Origin of the sequence: Streptomyces narbonensis (assembly GCF_014649015.1) — a bacterium.
Classification (GTDB): domain Bacteria; phylum Actinomycetota; class Actinomycetes; order Streptomycetales; family Streptomycetaceae; genus Streptomyces; species Streptomyces narbonensis.
This window is the reverse complement of sequence record NZ_BMSF01000026.1, coordinates 1-14,693: the sequence shown is the minus strand read 5'-3', so window position 1 is coordinate 14,693 and position 14,693 is coordinate 1. Positions and strand designations below refer to the sequence as shown.

The following is a 14,693-nucleotide window of genomic DNA, read 5'->3' as shown; positions in this document are numbered from 1 at the left end:
ATGACCACGGAGAACGACGAGAGCCCGCGCCTCGACGGCCGCCATGTCGACGACAGCTTCCACGTCTTCGACACGACGCTGCGCGACGGGGCGCAGCGTGAGGGCATCAACCTCACCGTCGCCGACAAGCTGACCATCGCGCGCCACCTCGACGACTTCGGCGTCGGCTTCATCGAGGGCGGCTGGCCCGGCGCCAACCCGCGGGACACGGAGTTCTTCGCCCGCGCCCGCCAGGAGATCACCTTCAGGAACGCGCAGCTCGTGGCCTTCGGCGCGACCCGCAGGGCCGGCGGCAACGCGGCCGAGGACCCGCAGGTCAAGGCGCTGCTCGACTCCGGCGCCCCGGTGATCTGCCTCGTCGCGAAGTCCCACGACCGGCACGTCGAGCTCGCGCTGCGGACGACCCTCGACGAGAACCTGGAGATGGTCCGCGACACCGTCGCGTACCTGACCTCCCAGGGCCGACGCGTCTTCGTCGACTGCGAGCACTTCTTCGACGGCTACAAGGCGAGCCCCGACTACGCCAAGGCCGTCGTCCGCGCCGCGTACGAGGCCGGCGCCGACGTCGTCATCCTCTGTGACACCAACGGCGGCATGCTCCCCGCCCAGATCCAGGCCGTCGTCTCCACCGTCATCGCCGACACCGGGGCCCGCCTGGGCATCCACGCCCAGGACGACACCGGCTGCGCCGTCGCCAACACCCTCGCCGCCGTCGACGCCGGCGCCACCCACGTGCAGTGCACCGCCAACGGCTACGGCGAGCGGGTCGGCAACGCCAACCTCTTCCCCGTCGTCGCGGCCCTGGAGCTCAAGTACGGCAAGAAGGTCCTCCCCGAGGGCGCGCTCGCCGAGATGACCCGGATCTCGCACGCCATCGCCGAGGTCGTCAACCTCACGCCCTCCACGCACCAGCCGTACGTCGGCGTCTCCGCCTTCGCGCACAAGGCCGGGCTCCACGCCTCCGCCATCAAGGTCGACCCCGACCTCTACCAGCACATCGACCCCGAGCTCGTCGGCAACACCATGCGGATGCTCGTCTCCGACATGGCCGGCCGCGCCTCGATCGAGCTCAAGGGCAAGGAGCTCGGCGTCGACCTGGGCGGAGACCGCGCCCTCGTCGCCCGCGTCGTCGAGCGGGTCAAGGAGCGCGAGCTCCAGGGCTACACGTACGAGGCCGCCGACGCCTCCTTCGAGCTGCTGCTCCGCGAGGAGGCCGAGGGCCGCGCCCGACGCTACTTCCGTACGGAGTCCTGGCGCGCGATCGTCGAGGACCGCCCCGACGGCACGCATGCCAACGAGGCCACCGTGAAGCTCTGGGCCAAGGGCGAGCGGATCGTCGCCACCGCCGAGGGCAACGGCCCGGTCAACGCCCTCGACCTGGCGATGCGGGTGGCCCTGGAGCGGATCTACCCGCAGCTCGCCAAGTTCGAGCTGGTCGACTACAAGGTCCGCATCCTGGAGGGCCGCCACGGCACCGAGTCCACGACCCGGGTCCTGATCACCACCAGCGACGGCCACGGCGAGTGGGCCACGGTCGGCGTCGGCGAGAACGTCATCGCCGCCTCCTGGCAGGCCCTGGAGGACGCCTTCACGTACGGGCTGCTGCGGGCCGGGATCGAGCCCGCCGAGTAGCCGCCGCGGGGAATCGGTTCGGTCCTCTATGTCTTGTTTGTTGCCATTCGGGTAACTTCAATATATGAGGACCAGGCCGTTTTCCCTCCTGTCAGCCCTCTCCGGGTTGATCCTTCTGCTGCTCCTGGCCCTGGCCCCCTCCGTGGGCGCCAGGGCCTCGGGGATCTCCGACGCGGCCGCCGCCCTCAAGCAGGGCCCGGTCTACGTCGACCCGGGCGCCGCCGACCAGCTCTCGCAGGCCGACGCGGACGCCCTCGCCCAGAAGATCAAGGACGCGGACAAGCCTCTCTTCATGGCCGTCCTGCCGGCGAACGCCGACTTCCCGCCGGAGGACCTCTTCCAGAACCTGCGCACCCAGACCGGCATCACCGGCCTGTACGCGATCCGTCTCGGCGACGGCTTCGACGCGAAGGCCGACTCCTCCGTCATGTCGCAGCAGGCCGTGCAGAACCTCGTCACCTCCGTACGCCAGCCGGGCGTCGACGCGGCCACCGAGTTGAACAACTTCGCCGACCAGGCCCTCCCCACCCTCCGCGGCTCCGCCCCCGCCTCCTGGGGCACCGCCGGGGCGGACTCCGGGGTCCCCGTCGCCGGACTCGTCACCCTCGGCGCGGTCGTCGCCGTGAGCGGCGGAGCCGCCTACGCCGTCGTCCGCCGCAAGAGGCTCCGCAAGGAGGCCGAGGAGCGGGAGGCCCTCGACAAGCTGCGCGTCGTCGTCGACGAGGACATCACCGCCTTCGGCGAGGAGCTCGAACGCCTCGACTTCCACCCCGCAGAGCCCGGCGCCGACGACGCCAAGCGCGGCGACTACGAAAACGCGCTCGACTCGTACGACAAGGCCAAGTCGCTCATGGCCTCCGCGGCCCACCCGCACGACGTCCGCGGGGTCACCCAGGCCCTGGACGACGGCCGCTTCTCCCTCGCCCTCCTCGCCGCCCGCCGCGAGTCCCGCCCGCTGCCGGAGCGGCGCGCCCCCTGCTTCTTCGACCCGCGCCACGGCCTCTCCATCGAGGACCGCACCTGGACGCCGGCCGGTGGCGCCCCCCGCCAGGTCCCCGTCTGCGCGGCCGACGCCGCCCGCCTCGACGACGGCCTCGACCCCCTCGCCCGTACGGTCGACACGGACGCGGGCCGCCGCCCCTACTGGGAGGCGGGCCCCGCCTACGGCCCCTGGGCGGGCGGCTACTTCGGCGGCGGCCTCCTCCCCGGCCTCCTCGTGGGCACGATGCTCGGCTCCGCGCTGTCCACCCCGGCGTACGCCTCCGAGTACGGTGGCGGCGACTTCGGCGGCGGCGACTTCTCCGGCGCCGACTTCTCCGGATCCGACTTCGGCGGCGGCGACTTCGGCTCGGGCGGCGGCTTCGGCGGCGGCGACTTCGGCGGGGGCGGCGGCTTCGACGGCGGCGGCGGATTCTGACCCGGCTCCTGCCGAGGTGATCAGACCAGCGGCTTCACCGACATCAGCAGGTGCCGGTGGGCCGGGTCCTCGGCGTCGGTGAGCAGGGCCCGCTGGCCGGGGCCGAGGAGGTGGAAGCGGACCTCGGGGGCGTCGAGGGAGGTCAGCGCGTCCAGGAGGTAGCCGGGGTTGAAGGCGACCGTCATGGAGTCGGCTCCGCCGAGGCTGCCCGGCAGGCGCTGGGAGGCCACGTCGTCCTCGTACCCCGCCTGAAGGTGGACCCCCGAGCCGGTGAAGGTCAGCTGGACCGGGCTGTCGCCCTCGGCGACCACCGCCACCCGCTTGACGGCCTCGGTCAGCGGCGCCCGCTCGGTGACCGCCAGGGCGTGGTCGCCGAGGGCGAAGAGCTTGTCGTGGCGGGGGAGCCGGCCGTCGAGCAGCCGGGTGGTGGTGCGCAGGCCCCCGCTCTCGAAGCCGATCGACCCGGAGTCGAGCGCGAGACGGGCCGGCCCGCCGCCCGCGAGGGAGCGGGCGATCTCGGTGAGCCGGCGAGCGGGGACGACCACGTCGGCGGTGTCGCCGGGCTCCCCGGGCTCCGGTGACGTGGCCGCGTCCGGCGCTCCCGCGCCGAAGTCCGGGTACCACTCCAGCGTGCGGACCGCGTACCGGTAGCGGTCGGTGGCCGCCACCGTCATCGTCGAACCGTCGAGGGCGAGCCGTATCCCCGTCAGGACCGGCAGCGAGTCGTCCCGGCCCGCCGCCACGGCGACCTGGCCCACGGCCGCGGCGAACGCGTCCCCGTCCACCAGGCCACGGACCTCCGGCAGCGCGGGCGCGGCGGGGTAGTCGTCGAGCGGCAGCAGGGAGAGGCCGAAGCGGGCGCCGCCCGAGGTCACCGCGAGGCGGGCGCCCTCCACCGCGAGCTCCACGGGCCCGTGTGGGAGGACCTTGCAGATGTCGAGGAGCCGGCGGCCGAGGACCAGCGCCCGACCTTCGACGCCCGTGTCGGCCTCGACCTCGACGCGCGCGGAGGCCTCGTGGTCGAGCCCGGACACCCGAAGCCGCCCCCCGGCCGCCTCCAGGAGCAGGCCGCCGAGCACGGGCATCGGGGAACGGGCCGGCAGGACGCGCGCGGCCCAGGCCACGGCATCGGTCAACACGCCGCTGTCGATTCGCATTTCCATGCCCCCGACGCTAGGCGCCACCACTGACAACGGCGCGATCGTGCTCACCCTGCTGGCCCTCGGCAGGCGTCGCCCGCTGGCCTGGGTGATGCTGCTCCTCGCGATCGTCCCCTTCGTGGACGCGTTCGCCGTCCTGAGCCACGGCGGCTCGTACGCCGCCGCGCTCGGCATCCACGCGGCCACCGGCGTGGGCGTCCTCGTCACGGCCGGCCTCCTCTTCGCCACCTCGTCCCGGGACGAGGTCGCGGCCGAGAACGACCGCCCGGTCCCGGGGGTCGTCGAGGCGGCGGCGAAGGCCGCCTGATCCTCTGCCCCCGGCCGGGCAGGGAAGCGCCGGGCAGGGAAGCGCCGGGCAGGGAAACGCCGAGCGCCCGCCTTCCGCTGCTGCGGAGGGCGGGCGCGCTCGTGTGTCCGGAGGGGCGTCCCAGGTCAGGAGGCGTTCTTGATCGCGGAGATGTCGAAGTTCAGCTTGACCTTGTCGCTGACCATCACGCCACCGGTCTCCAGGGCCGCGTTCCAGGTGAGGCCCCACTCGGAGCGCAGGATCTCGGCCGAGCCCTCGAAGCCGACGCGCTCGTTGCCGTAGACGTCCGTGGCCGTGCCGTTGAACTCCAGGTCGATGGAGAGCGGCTTGGTGACGTCCTTGATGGTGAGGTCGCCGGTGATCCGGTACTTGTCGCCGCCCAGCTGCGCGGCCTCCGTGGAGCGGAAGGTCATCAGCGGGAACTGCTCGGCGTCGAAGAAGTCGCCGCTGCGCAGGTGGCCGTCACGGTCGCCGATGCCGGTGTCGATGGAGGCGATCTTGACGTCGATGGAGGCGGTGGAGGCGCCCGGGTTCGAGCCGTCGAGCTTCAGCGCGCCCTCGTGCTCGGCGAAGGTGCCGCGGACGTTGGTGACCATGGCGTGGCGGACGGTGAATCCGATGCTGCTGTGCGCCGGGTCGATGTTGTAGTCGCCGGTCAGGCCGGCCAGGGCCGGGTCCACGGGGAGGGTGGCGGTGGCGACGGCGGACTCGTTGTTCTTGCGGTTGAAGAGACCCATGACGTACAGCTCCTTGATCGGTGTTTGTTGAACCTTCAACGAGAACGACTGTAGACCTATTCCGTTCAAGTTTCAACTTCTCTGGAGGAAGTTCACCCGCACGGCCCAGGAAGACACCCGACGCCCCCTATCGGACGCGCGTAGAACTGCGGCACCATCTCCCTGCGCGACGAGCACCACCTGCACAGCCGTCCCCACCCGTCACGGTCACCAGCAGGAGGAACCCCCGTGAAGCTCCGCTCCGTCCTCACCGCACTCGCCCTCGTCCTCGGCGCCCTCTTCGCCCCCGGCTTCGGCGCCCTCTCCACCGCCACCGACGCCCACGCCGTCACCAAGATCAGCCACGCCACCGCGACCTCGATGTTCCGGGCCTCCGGCATCACCTGGTCGTCCTCCGGCAACTGCTCCAACCGCAACGTCTCGACGTGCACGTCCTTCGAGCAGCTCAACCTCGCCACCGCCCAGGGCGCCCAGACCCTCAGGAGCGCCAGCGGCTGCGCCCTCAACATCACGGGCGGCACCGAGACCGGGCACGCGAGCGGCACGTACTCGCACTGGAACGGCTACAAGCTCGACTTCGCCAAGTACACCTGCCTCGGCAACTACATCAAGAACACCTTCACCTACATCGGCGTCCGCGGTGACGGCGCCCCGCAGTGGAGGTCCGGCGCGGGCAACGTCTACGCCGACGAGGGCAACCACTGGGACGTGACCTTCTACAACTGCGGCGGCTGCTGACCCCTCCGCAACCGGAAGCGCACTCAAGGAGCCCCCTCCGGCGTTCACTTGGACTAACCGGAGGGGGTTCTTGGACTGGAGGGGCCCGCGCGGCGCGATCTCGTTGACGGCCCCGCCGGGGCGCGGCTGACTGGTCCGCATGTCCCTCCCCCCTTCGCGAAGAATCCGTGCGGCATGCGCACTCGCGGTGGCCTCGGCCACCGTGCTCGCCCTGTCCGGGCCCGCCCTCGCCGACGCCGCGGCCACGGCCGCCGCGGACCGCACGGCCGGCCCCGCCCCGGCCGCCTCCGCCGCTCCCGTCATCGCCTCCGCCCGGCTCTCCGTCGCCGTCGCCGAGGACTTCCCCCGCGTCCTCTCGTACACCGACCGCGCGACCGGCGCCCGCCTCCTCGGCAGTACGGCCCCGGTCACGCAGGTGGTCCTCAACGGCACCCCGCACGCCGTCCAGGCCAAGGGCGCCCCCGTCCTCGCCTCCTCCTCCGCCGCGTACACCCTCGCCTTCCCCGGCCTGCCGGGCGTCGAGATCGACGCGAGCCTGCGCGTCGAGGGCCGGACCACCACCTTCCGGGTCACCGCCGTCCGCGACACCGACACCTTCCGTGTCGGCACGCTCGACATCCCCGGCCACGACCTCGTCTCCGTGGGTTCGGCGGACGGCGGCGCCGCCACTGCCTTCACCCGCCTCGACCCGGACTCCACCCGTACCGCCGACGTCTTCGCCCAGGTCACCGACGCCACCGCCACCGAGGCGAACCCGGTCGGCGCGAGCTACGCGATCGTCAGCACCGGGCAGCTGGCCGCCGCCGTCGAGTCCAACTCCAGCTACGACAAGCCCGCCGGCGCCTCCGCCCGCGACGGCGCCCGCTTCTGGCACCAGGCCCGCAAGAGCGGCGCGGAGACCCGCGTCGGCGTCTGGTCCGGCCAGTGGACGTACCGCGGCGCGGGCGCCCCGCAGCCCGAGAGCGGCGACGGCCTGCCCTGGGCGAAGGTCGTCGTCACCCCCGACGCCAACGCCGACGGCGCCACCGACTGGCAGGACGGCGCCATCGCCTTCCGTACGATCGGGATCAAGGCGCCCGGCAGCGAGCAGACCCCCGACCGGGTCGTCGCCCACATCCCCTTCAACTTCGCCTCACAGGCCACCCACCCCTTCCTGCGCACCCTCGACGACGTCAAGCGGATCTCGCTCGCCACCGACGGCCTCGGCCAGTTCGCGCTGCTCAAGGGGTACGGCTCCGAGGGCCACGACTCGGCCCACCCCGACTACGGCGGCAACTACAACAAGCGCGCCGGCGGCCTCGCCGACCTCAACACCCTCCTCAAGGAGGGCCGCAAGTGGGGCGCGGGCTTCGGCGTCCACGTCAACGCCACCGAGTCGTACCCCGAGGCGAAGAACTTCAGCGAGACGCTCGTCGACAAGACCAAGCCCGGCTGGAACTGGCTCAACCAGAGCTACTACATCGACCAGCGCAGGGACATCAACAGCGGTGACCTCGCCCGCCGCTTCCAGCAGCTGCGCGACGAGACCGACCCCAACCTCTCGGCCCTCTACATCGACGTCTACTACACCCACGGCTGGATCGCCGACAAGACCGTCCAGGCCGTCCAGAAGCAGGGCTGGAACATCGCCACCGAGTGGTCCGAGAAGTTCGAGCGGGCCTCCCTCTGGTCGCACTGGGCCAACGACCTCGACTACGGCGGCGCCACCAACAAGGGCCTCAACTCCCAGATCGTGCGCTTCATCCGCAACGGCGAGAAGGACGTCTGGAACAACCACCCCGTCCTCGGCCAGACCGCCCTCGTCGACTTCGAGGGCTGGACCGGCGAGACCGACTGGAACGACTTCACCGCCAACATCTGGCAGCGCAACCTCCCCGCCAAATACCTCCAGCAGCAGAAGATCACCCGCTGGGACGGCAACGACCTCGCCTTCACCGGTGGCGTCCGCGGCACCGTCGAGAACGGCAGCCGCACCTTCTACGAGAACGGCCGCAAGGTCCTCGACGGCGAGAGGTACCTGCTGCCCTGGGACGGCGGCAAGAAGCTCTACCACTACAACAAGTCCGGCGGCACGACCAGTTGGTCCGTCCCCGCCGGCCCCCGCTCGTACTCCGTGTACGAGCTCACCGACAACGGCCGGGTGAAGACCGCCACCGTGCGGCCCGTCGGCGGGAGGATCACCCTCGACGCCGTCGCGGGGCGGCCCTACGTCCTCTACCCCGACCGTGCCCCGGCGCAGCGCCCCGCGAAGTGGGGCCAGGGCACCCCGGTCAAGGACCCCGGCTTCAACGACGCCGGGCTCGGCACCTGGACCAGGACGGGCACCGTCACCCGGGACACCGACGCCCAGGGCCGTAACAGCGCGAAGCTCGGCGGCGCGGCCACGGCCTCCGTGGGCCAGCGGATCACCGGCCTCACCCCCGGCGCGCGCTACACCGCCTCCGCCCTCGTCGAGGTCGAGCGCGGCGAGGCCCGCCCCACCACCCTCTCCGTCGGCGGCAGGGCCGTCACCGTCGAGCGCTCCGCCCTCGACGACAGGGTCGCCGCCTCCGACTGGAACGGCACCCGCTTCCAGCGCGCCAAGGTCACCTTCACCGCCCCCGCCGACGGGACCGCCCGGCTGCGGATAGAGGCCGCGGGCGGCAGCACGGCGACCGTCCGGATCGACGACGTCCGGATCGTGGCCAACGCACCGGCCACCAAGCCCGGAGCCGCCGCCTACGAGGACTTCGAGGCCGTCGACCAGGGCTGGGGCCCCTTCCTCAAGGGGGACTCCGGCGGGACGACCGACCCGCGCACCCACATCGCCCAGCTGCACGCCCCGTACACCCAGGCCGGCTGGAACGGAAAGCCGATCGACGACGTCATCGGCGGCGCCGAGTCCCTCAAGTCGCACGACGAGAACAGCGGCCTCGTCTACCGCACCGCGCCCTGGACCGTCCCGATGGAGGACGGTCACCGCTACCGCGTGGAGTACGACTACCAGTCCAGCCACGCCGGCGCGTACGAATGGGTCACCGGCTACGACCGGACGAGCGGTGACGGGCCGGCCGTCGAGACCCGCCGCACCCCGATCGGCCGGCAGCAGACCACCGGGCACTTCTCCGAGACCGTCACGGCCGGCTGCGGCGACACCTGGACCGGGCTCCGCAAGCGCGGCGACGCCCCCGACGGCGCCGACTTCGTCCTCGACGCCTTCACCGTCACCGACCTCGGCCCGGCCGTCGAGCGGGCCGCCTGCGGCACCCTCGCCGTCACCGCCCCCGAGACCCTGGAGCCCGGCCGCGCCAACGAGGTCAGGGCGACCTTCGGCAACGACGAGACCGCCGCGGTCACCGGCGCCCGCGCCACGCTCACCCTCCCCGAGGGTTGGAGCGCCGAACCGGCCGCGCCCGTCGCCCTCGACCCCGTCGCGGCGGGCGGCACCACGACCGTCACCTGGCGGGTCACCCCGCCCGTGGACGCCGCCTACCGGCCGTACACCCTCGGCGCCGAGGTCGCGTACGACCTCGGGGGAGGCGCCCGGAAGCTCACCGCCGCCACCACCGTCCGCACCCTGCCCCCGCCGCCCACCGCCGACAGCTGGGCGAGCGACCTCGACTGGACCTCCGCCACCAACGGCTGGGGACCCGTCGAGCGCGACCTCTCCAACGGCGAGACCGGGACGGGGGACGGCTCCCCGCTGCGGATCGGGGGAGTGACGTACGCCAAGGGGCTCGGCAGCCACGCCCCCGCGAAGGTCCGCTACTACCTGGGCGGCCGGTGCACCTCGCTCACCGCCGAGGTCGGCGTCGACGACGTCCAGACCAGCCGGGGAACCGTCCGCTTCAGCGTCCTCGCGGACGGTACGGAGAAGGCGAAGTCCCCGGTCCTCAAGGCCACGGACACGGCCTGGTCGCTGACCGCCGACGTCACCGGCGCCTCCTACGTCGAGCTCGTGGCCGACGACGGCGGCGACGGGAACGGCAACGACCACGCGGACTGGGGGAACGCCCGCTTCCACTGCGGCCCCTGACCGGGCGGGAGAGGGGGGTAAGCGCTTTCGTCGAGCCTAGCCGTGCTCATTGATTGCGTCGGAGAACCGGTGTTACACCAGGCGCCGAACGGTCTCCACCACTTCCCCCGGGAGGCTCCCGTGCCCGTCCCCGCCTGGTCCCGCCGTACGTTCCTGATCACCGCCTCCGCCACCGCGGCGGCCTTCGGACTCCCGCTCCCCGCAGCCGCGGCAGAGCCGGAGTTCGAGGCCCTCCGCCTCCGCTGGCTCGACCTCCAGCTCGGCTCCGGCTTCGACGCCGGGGCCGAGCCCTACGCCTCCCGGCTCGCCGAGACGGGCACGCTCGCCAGGGCGTTCCGCGCCTCCATGGCCCCGGCGCCCGCCTCGCTCTGGCCCGGCGTCACCTTCGACCCGCCGGCCGGCATCACCCAGAGCTACAGCCGCCTGTGGACCATGACCCAGGCGTACGCGCAGCCCGGCACCGGCCTGACCGGCGACGCCGGCCTGCTCGCCGACGTCCTGCGCGGCCTCGACCTCCTCTCCGCCACGGTCTACCGCGCGGGCGCCCCCCGCTACGGCAACTGGTGGGAGTGGCAGATCGGCAGCCCCCGCCTCCTCATGGACATCGTCGCCGCACTCCACCCGCACCTCGGCGCCGAACGGATCGCCGCCGCCTGCGCCGCCGTCGACCACTTCGTCCCCGACTCGGTGCTCACGGACTACACCGGCACCTCCACCGGCGCGAACCGCGTCGACCTGTGCCGCTCGGTCGCCCTGCGCGGGGTCCTCGGCGCGAACCCCGCCAAGATCGCCCTCGCCCGGGACGCCCTCTCGCCCGTCTTCCCGTACGTGACCAAGGGCGACGGGCTCTACGCCGACGGCTCCTTCGTCCAGCACACCTGGGTCGCCTACTCCGGCACCTACGGGCAGGTCATGCTCGACGGCCTCGGCCGCCTCTTCTCGCTCCTGGCCGGGTCCGCCTGGGCAGTCACCGACCCGAACCGGCAGATCGTCCTCGACAGCGTCGAGAAGGCCTACGCGCCCCTGATCTACGACGGCCTGATGATGGACAGCGTCAACGGCCGCGCGACCAGCCGCGGCCTCCTGAAGAACGACGACCGGCAGATCATGCGCTCCGACCACTTCCACGGCCAGGGCGTGATCGCGGCGATGACCCTCCTCGCCGGTGGGGCCTCGCCCGCCGAGCGCGACCGCTGGCACGCGCGCGTGAAGGGGTGGATACAGCGGGACACCGTCTCCCCGGTCCTCGCCGCCCGCCAGTTCGGCGTCGCCGACCTCGCCCGACTGCACGCCGTGGCCGCCGCCCCCGTCCCCGCCGCGCCCGAACCCACCGGCCACCGGCTCTTCACGGCCATGGACCGGGCCGTCCACCGCCGCCCCGGCTGGGCCGCGAACATCGCCATGGCCTCGGACCGGATCTCGTACTACGAGTGCGGCAACGGCGAGAACCCGCGCGGCTGGCACACCGGCGCCGGCATGCTCTCCTGGTGGACCCCGGACCTCGGCGACCAGTACACCGACTGGTTCTGGCCCACCGTCGATCCGTACCGCCTCCCCGGCACCACCGTCTCCACCAAGCGCCTCGCCGACCGGGCCGGCGGCGAGTGGGGCGCGCCCAGGCCGGCCGTGCGCTGGGTCGGCGGGGCCACCGACGGCGAATACGCGGCCGTCGGCCAGCACCTCAAGGGCCTCGGATCCACCCTGGAGGCCCGGAAGTCCTGGTTCTGCGCGGCCGACGCCGTCATCTGCCTCGGCGCCGGGATCACCGCGACCGACGGCGTGCCCGTCGAGACGGTCGTCGACAACCGCCTGCTCGGCGAGACCGGGACGCGGGCCTTCGCCACCGGCGCCGGCTGGGCGCACCTGGAGGGCCACGGCGGCTGGGTCTTCCCCGGAGGGACCGGGGGAGGGACCGGGAACCTCCGCACCGTCCAGGAGGACCGCACCGGGGCCTGGGGCGACATCAACACCACCAGCTCCACCGAGCGCCGCACCCGCCGCTACCGGACGCTCTGGCTGGACCACGGGACGGACCCGGTCGGGGCCTCGTACGCGTACCTCCTCATGCCAGGGGCTTCCCGGTACCGGATCGCCGCCCGCGCCGCCGACCGGGACTGGCTGCACGTTCTCGACAACACCGCCGAGCGTCAGGCGGTCGCCGTTCCGTCCCTCGGACTGACCGCGGCGAACTTCTGGCAGGCCGGTACGGTGGGCCCCCTCACCGTCACCGCCCCCGCGAGCGTCCTCGCCCGCAGGCGCCGCTCGGTCCTCGACCTGAGGATCGCCGAGCCGCCCCGCACGGGTCTGCCGCTGGAGTTGGTCTGGGACCGCCCGGTCCGCCGGGTGCTCGCCCACGACCCCTCGGTGGAGGTGCTGGGCACGGGCGGATCGCTCCGCCTGCGGATCACCCCCGGTACGGCCGGAGCCACGCACCGTTGCGAGGTCCTTCTCTAGCGCTATGTGAGAACCCCACAAACACGGGGGGTGCCTGGCTGTTGACTCGGGCTGGATGGGCGGCGCTTCTGTCCAGCCCCACCAGGAATCGACACGGGAGACTGTACGGAGTCGACGGCAGAGTTTTCTTGCTCGACTTCGTAGGGTCGGTACATGACCGTTGTGGACCAGATCCCGAGCGAGCCCGCTGATGCCCGTGGCCGAGTGGCCGAGCTGCACGTCCTGCGCGAGCAGGCGCTCCGCGGCCCGAGTGACCGCGCCACCGAGGCGCAGCACGCGAAGGGCAAGCTGACCGCTCGCGAGCGCATCGAGCTGCTGCTCGACGCCGGATCCTTCAGCGAGGTCGAGCAGCTGCGCCGGCACCGGGCGACCGGCTTCGGCCTGGAGGCGAAGAAGCCCTACACCGACGGTGTGATCACCGGCTGGGGCACGGTCGAGGGCCGCACGGTCTTCGTCTACGCGCACGACTTCCGGATCTTCGGCGGCGCGCTGGGCGAGGCCCACGCCACGAAGATCCACAAGATCATGGACATGGCCATCGCGGCCGGCGCCCCGCTGGTCTCCCTGAACGACGGCGCCGGCGCCCGCATCCAGGAGGGCGTCTCGGCGCTCGCCGGCTACGGCGGCATCTTCCAGCGCAACACCAGGGCCTCGGGTGTCATCCCGCAGATCTCGGTGATGCTCGGCCCGTGCGCCGGCGGCGCGGCCTACAGCCCCGCGCTGACCGACTTCGTCTTCATGGTCCGCGAGACCTCGCAGATGTTCATCACCGGCCCGGACGTCGTCAAGGCGGTCACCGGCGAGGAGATCTCGCAGAACGGCCTCGGCGGCGCCGACGTGCACGCCGAGACCTCGGGCGTCGCGCACTTCGCGTACGACGACGAGGAGACCTGCATCGCGGAGGTCCGCTACCTCCTGTCGATGCTCCCGCAGAACAACCGCGAGAACCCTCCGACCGTCACCTCCGAGGACCCGGCGGACCGCCGCTCCGACGTCCTGCTCGACCTGGTGCCCGCCGACGGCAACCGCCCGTACGACATGCACAAGGTCATCGAGGAACTCGTCGACGAGGGCGACTACCTGGAGATCCACGAGCGCTGGGCGCGCAACATCATCTGCGCCCTGGCCCGGCTCGACGGCCAGGTCGTCGGCATCGTCGCCAACCAGCCCCAGTCGCTGGCCGGTGTCCTGGACATCGAGGCGTCCGAGAAGGCCGCCCGCTTCGTGCAGATGTGCGACGCCTTCAACATCCCGATCATCACCCTTCTGGACGTACCCGGCTTCCTGCCGGGCGTCGATCAGGAGCACGGTGGAATCATCCGGCACGGCGCCAAGCTGCTTTACGCCTACTGCAACGCGACCGTGCCCCGGATCAGCCTGATCCTGCGCAAGGCCTACGGCGGCGCCTACATCGTCATGGACTCCCAGTCCATCGGCGCCGACCTGACGTACGCCTGGCCCACCAACGAAATCGCGGTCATGGGCGCCGAGGGCGCCGCCAACGTGATCTTCCGCAAGCAGATCGCCGAGGCCGAGGACCCCGAGGCCATGCGCACCCGCATGGTCAAGGAGTACAAGGCCGAGCTGATGCACCCGTACTACGCGGCGGAGCGCGGCCTGGTCGACGACGTCATCGACCCCGCCGACACCCGCCAGGTGCTCATCCGGTCCCTCGCGATGCTCCGCACCAAGCACGCCGACCTGCCGTCCCGCAAGCACGGCAACCCGCCTCAGTAAGAGGAGCCACACTCGTGACCACCCCTGCCAATCTCCTCCGCGTCGAGAAGGGGCACGCCGACCCCGAGGAGCTGGCCGCCATCACGGCGGTCCTGCTCGCCCGCGCGTCCGCTCAGCCCACCGAAGCCCACGACGGCCGCTCCACGGCCGGCTGGCGCCGTCTGGAGCGCCAGTCGGGCTTCCGCCCCTCCCACTCCTGGCAGGGCTGACCCCCGCCGCACCGAAGGCCCCCGCTCCCACCCGGAGCGGGGGCCTTCGGCGTACTCCCGGTTCCCGGGGCGGAGGGCCTTCGACGCAGCTCCTGTCCTCGGGGGCAGCGCCTTCGGCGTAGCCCTGTCGCCGGGGGCGGCACGACGGAGGCCCCGCGCACCGGTCCGGTGCGCGGGGCCTCCGCGAGACGATCCGTACAGACGTCCGTCGGGACTACCGCAGGCGGGCCATGAGGGCGTGCTCGACGAGGGTGATGAGCGCGCTCTTGGCGTCCGCGCGGTGGCGG

General features: G+C 72.4%; 10 protein-coding genes and 1 pseudogene. 8 read left to right on the top strand and 3 right to left on the bottom strand.

Annotated features, from left to right (window positions below):
* Both cimA and IE124_RS31870 read left to right on the top strand, forming a co-directional pair.
* Positions 1-1,632, top strand: a complete 1,632-nt coding sequence (gene cimA / locus IE124_RS31875) for a citramalate synthase (protein WP_189513121.1) — start codon at positions 1-3, stop codon at positions 1,630-1,632.
* Positions 1,633-1,696: 64 nt separating this feature from the next.
* A complete protein-coding gene (locus IE124_RS31870) occupies positions 1,697-3,049 on the top strand; it encodes a hypothetical protein (RefSeq protein WP_189513119.1) in 1,353 nt (450 codons plus the stop codon).
* 20 nt (positions 3,050-3,069) lie between these two features.
* Here IE124_RS31870 and dnaN read toward each other — a convergent pair whose 3' ends face one another.
* A complete protein-coding gene (dnaN, locus tag IE124_RS31865) occupies positions 3,070-4,212 on the bottom strand; it encodes a DNA polymerase III subunit beta (RefSeq protein ID WP_189513117.1) in 1,143 nt (380 codons plus the stop codon).
* Here dnaN and IE124_RS31860 point away from each other — a divergent pair.
* The gene (locus IE124_RS31860; RefSeq protein WP_189513115.1) at positions 4,211-4,516 is read left to right on the top strand and encodes a DUF4267 domain-containing protein; all 306 of its coding nucleotides are present in this window, start codon (positions 4,211-4,213) and stop codon (positions 4,514-4,516) included. The two genes, dnaN and IE124_RS31860, sit on opposite strands and share 2 nt — an antisense overlap.
* A gap of 125 nt (positions 4,517-4,641) precedes the next feature.
* On the opposite strand, the gene IE124_RS31855 is transcribed toward IE124_RS31860, so the two are convergent.
* Positions 4,642-5,253 carry a YceI family protein gene (locus tag IE124_RS31855; RefSeq protein ID WP_189513199.1) on the bottom strand — a complete coding sequence of 204 codons (612 nt, stop codon included), beginning with the start codon at positions 5,251-5,253 and terminating at the stop codon, positions 4,642-4,644.
* A 228-nt stretch (positions 5,254-5,481) separates the two neighbouring features.
* Between IE124_RS31855 and IE124_RS31850 the strand changes: the two genes are divergently transcribed.
* The 5 genes from IE124_RS31850 (at position 5,482) to IE124_RS31830 (ending at position 14,406) form a co-directional block, all read left to right on the top strand.
* A complete protein-coding gene (locus IE124_RS31850; RefSeq protein ID WP_189513113.1) occupies positions 5,482-5,991 on the top strand; it encodes a hypothetical protein in 510 nt (169 codons plus the stop codon).
* Between the two features lie 139 nt (positions 5,992-6,130).
* Positions 6,131-10,006 carry an endo-alpha-N-acetylgalactosaminidase family protein gene (locus IE124_RS31845; RefSeq protein WP_189513111.1) on the top strand — a complete coding sequence of 1,292 codons (3,876 nt, stop codon included), beginning with the start codon at positions 6,131-6,133 and terminating at the stop codon, positions 10,004-10,006.
* A 120-nt stretch (positions 10,007-10,126) separates the two neighbouring features.
* Positions 10,127-12,460 carry a polysaccharide lyase 8 family protein gene (locus IE124_RS31840; RefSeq protein ID WP_189513109.1) on the top strand — a complete coding sequence of 778 codons (2,334 nt, stop codon included), beginning with the start codon at positions 10,127-10,129 and terminating at the stop codon, positions 12,458-12,460.
* A gap of 153 nt (positions 12,461-12,613) precedes the next feature.
* Positions 12,614-14,197 (top strand): acyl-CoA carboxylase subunit beta, encoded by a 1,584-nt coding sequence (locus IE124_RS31835; protein WP_150265741.1) that lies wholly within the window; start codon positions 12,614-12,616, stop codon positions 14,195-14,197.
* A 14-nt stretch (positions 14,198-14,211) separates the two neighbouring features.
* Positions 14,212-14,406, top strand: a complete 195-nt coding sequence (locus IE124_RS31830; RefSeq protein WP_150265739.1) for an acyl-CoA carboxylase subunit epsilon — start codon at positions 14,212-14,214, stop codon at positions 14,404-14,406.
* A 214-nt stretch (positions 14,407-14,620) separates the two neighbouring features.
* Here the strand turns inward: IE124_RS31830 and IE124_RS31825 are convergent.
* Positions 14,621-14,693 (bottom strand): annotated as a pseudogene (locus tag IE124_RS31825) (ATP-binding protein); the annotation flags it as partial.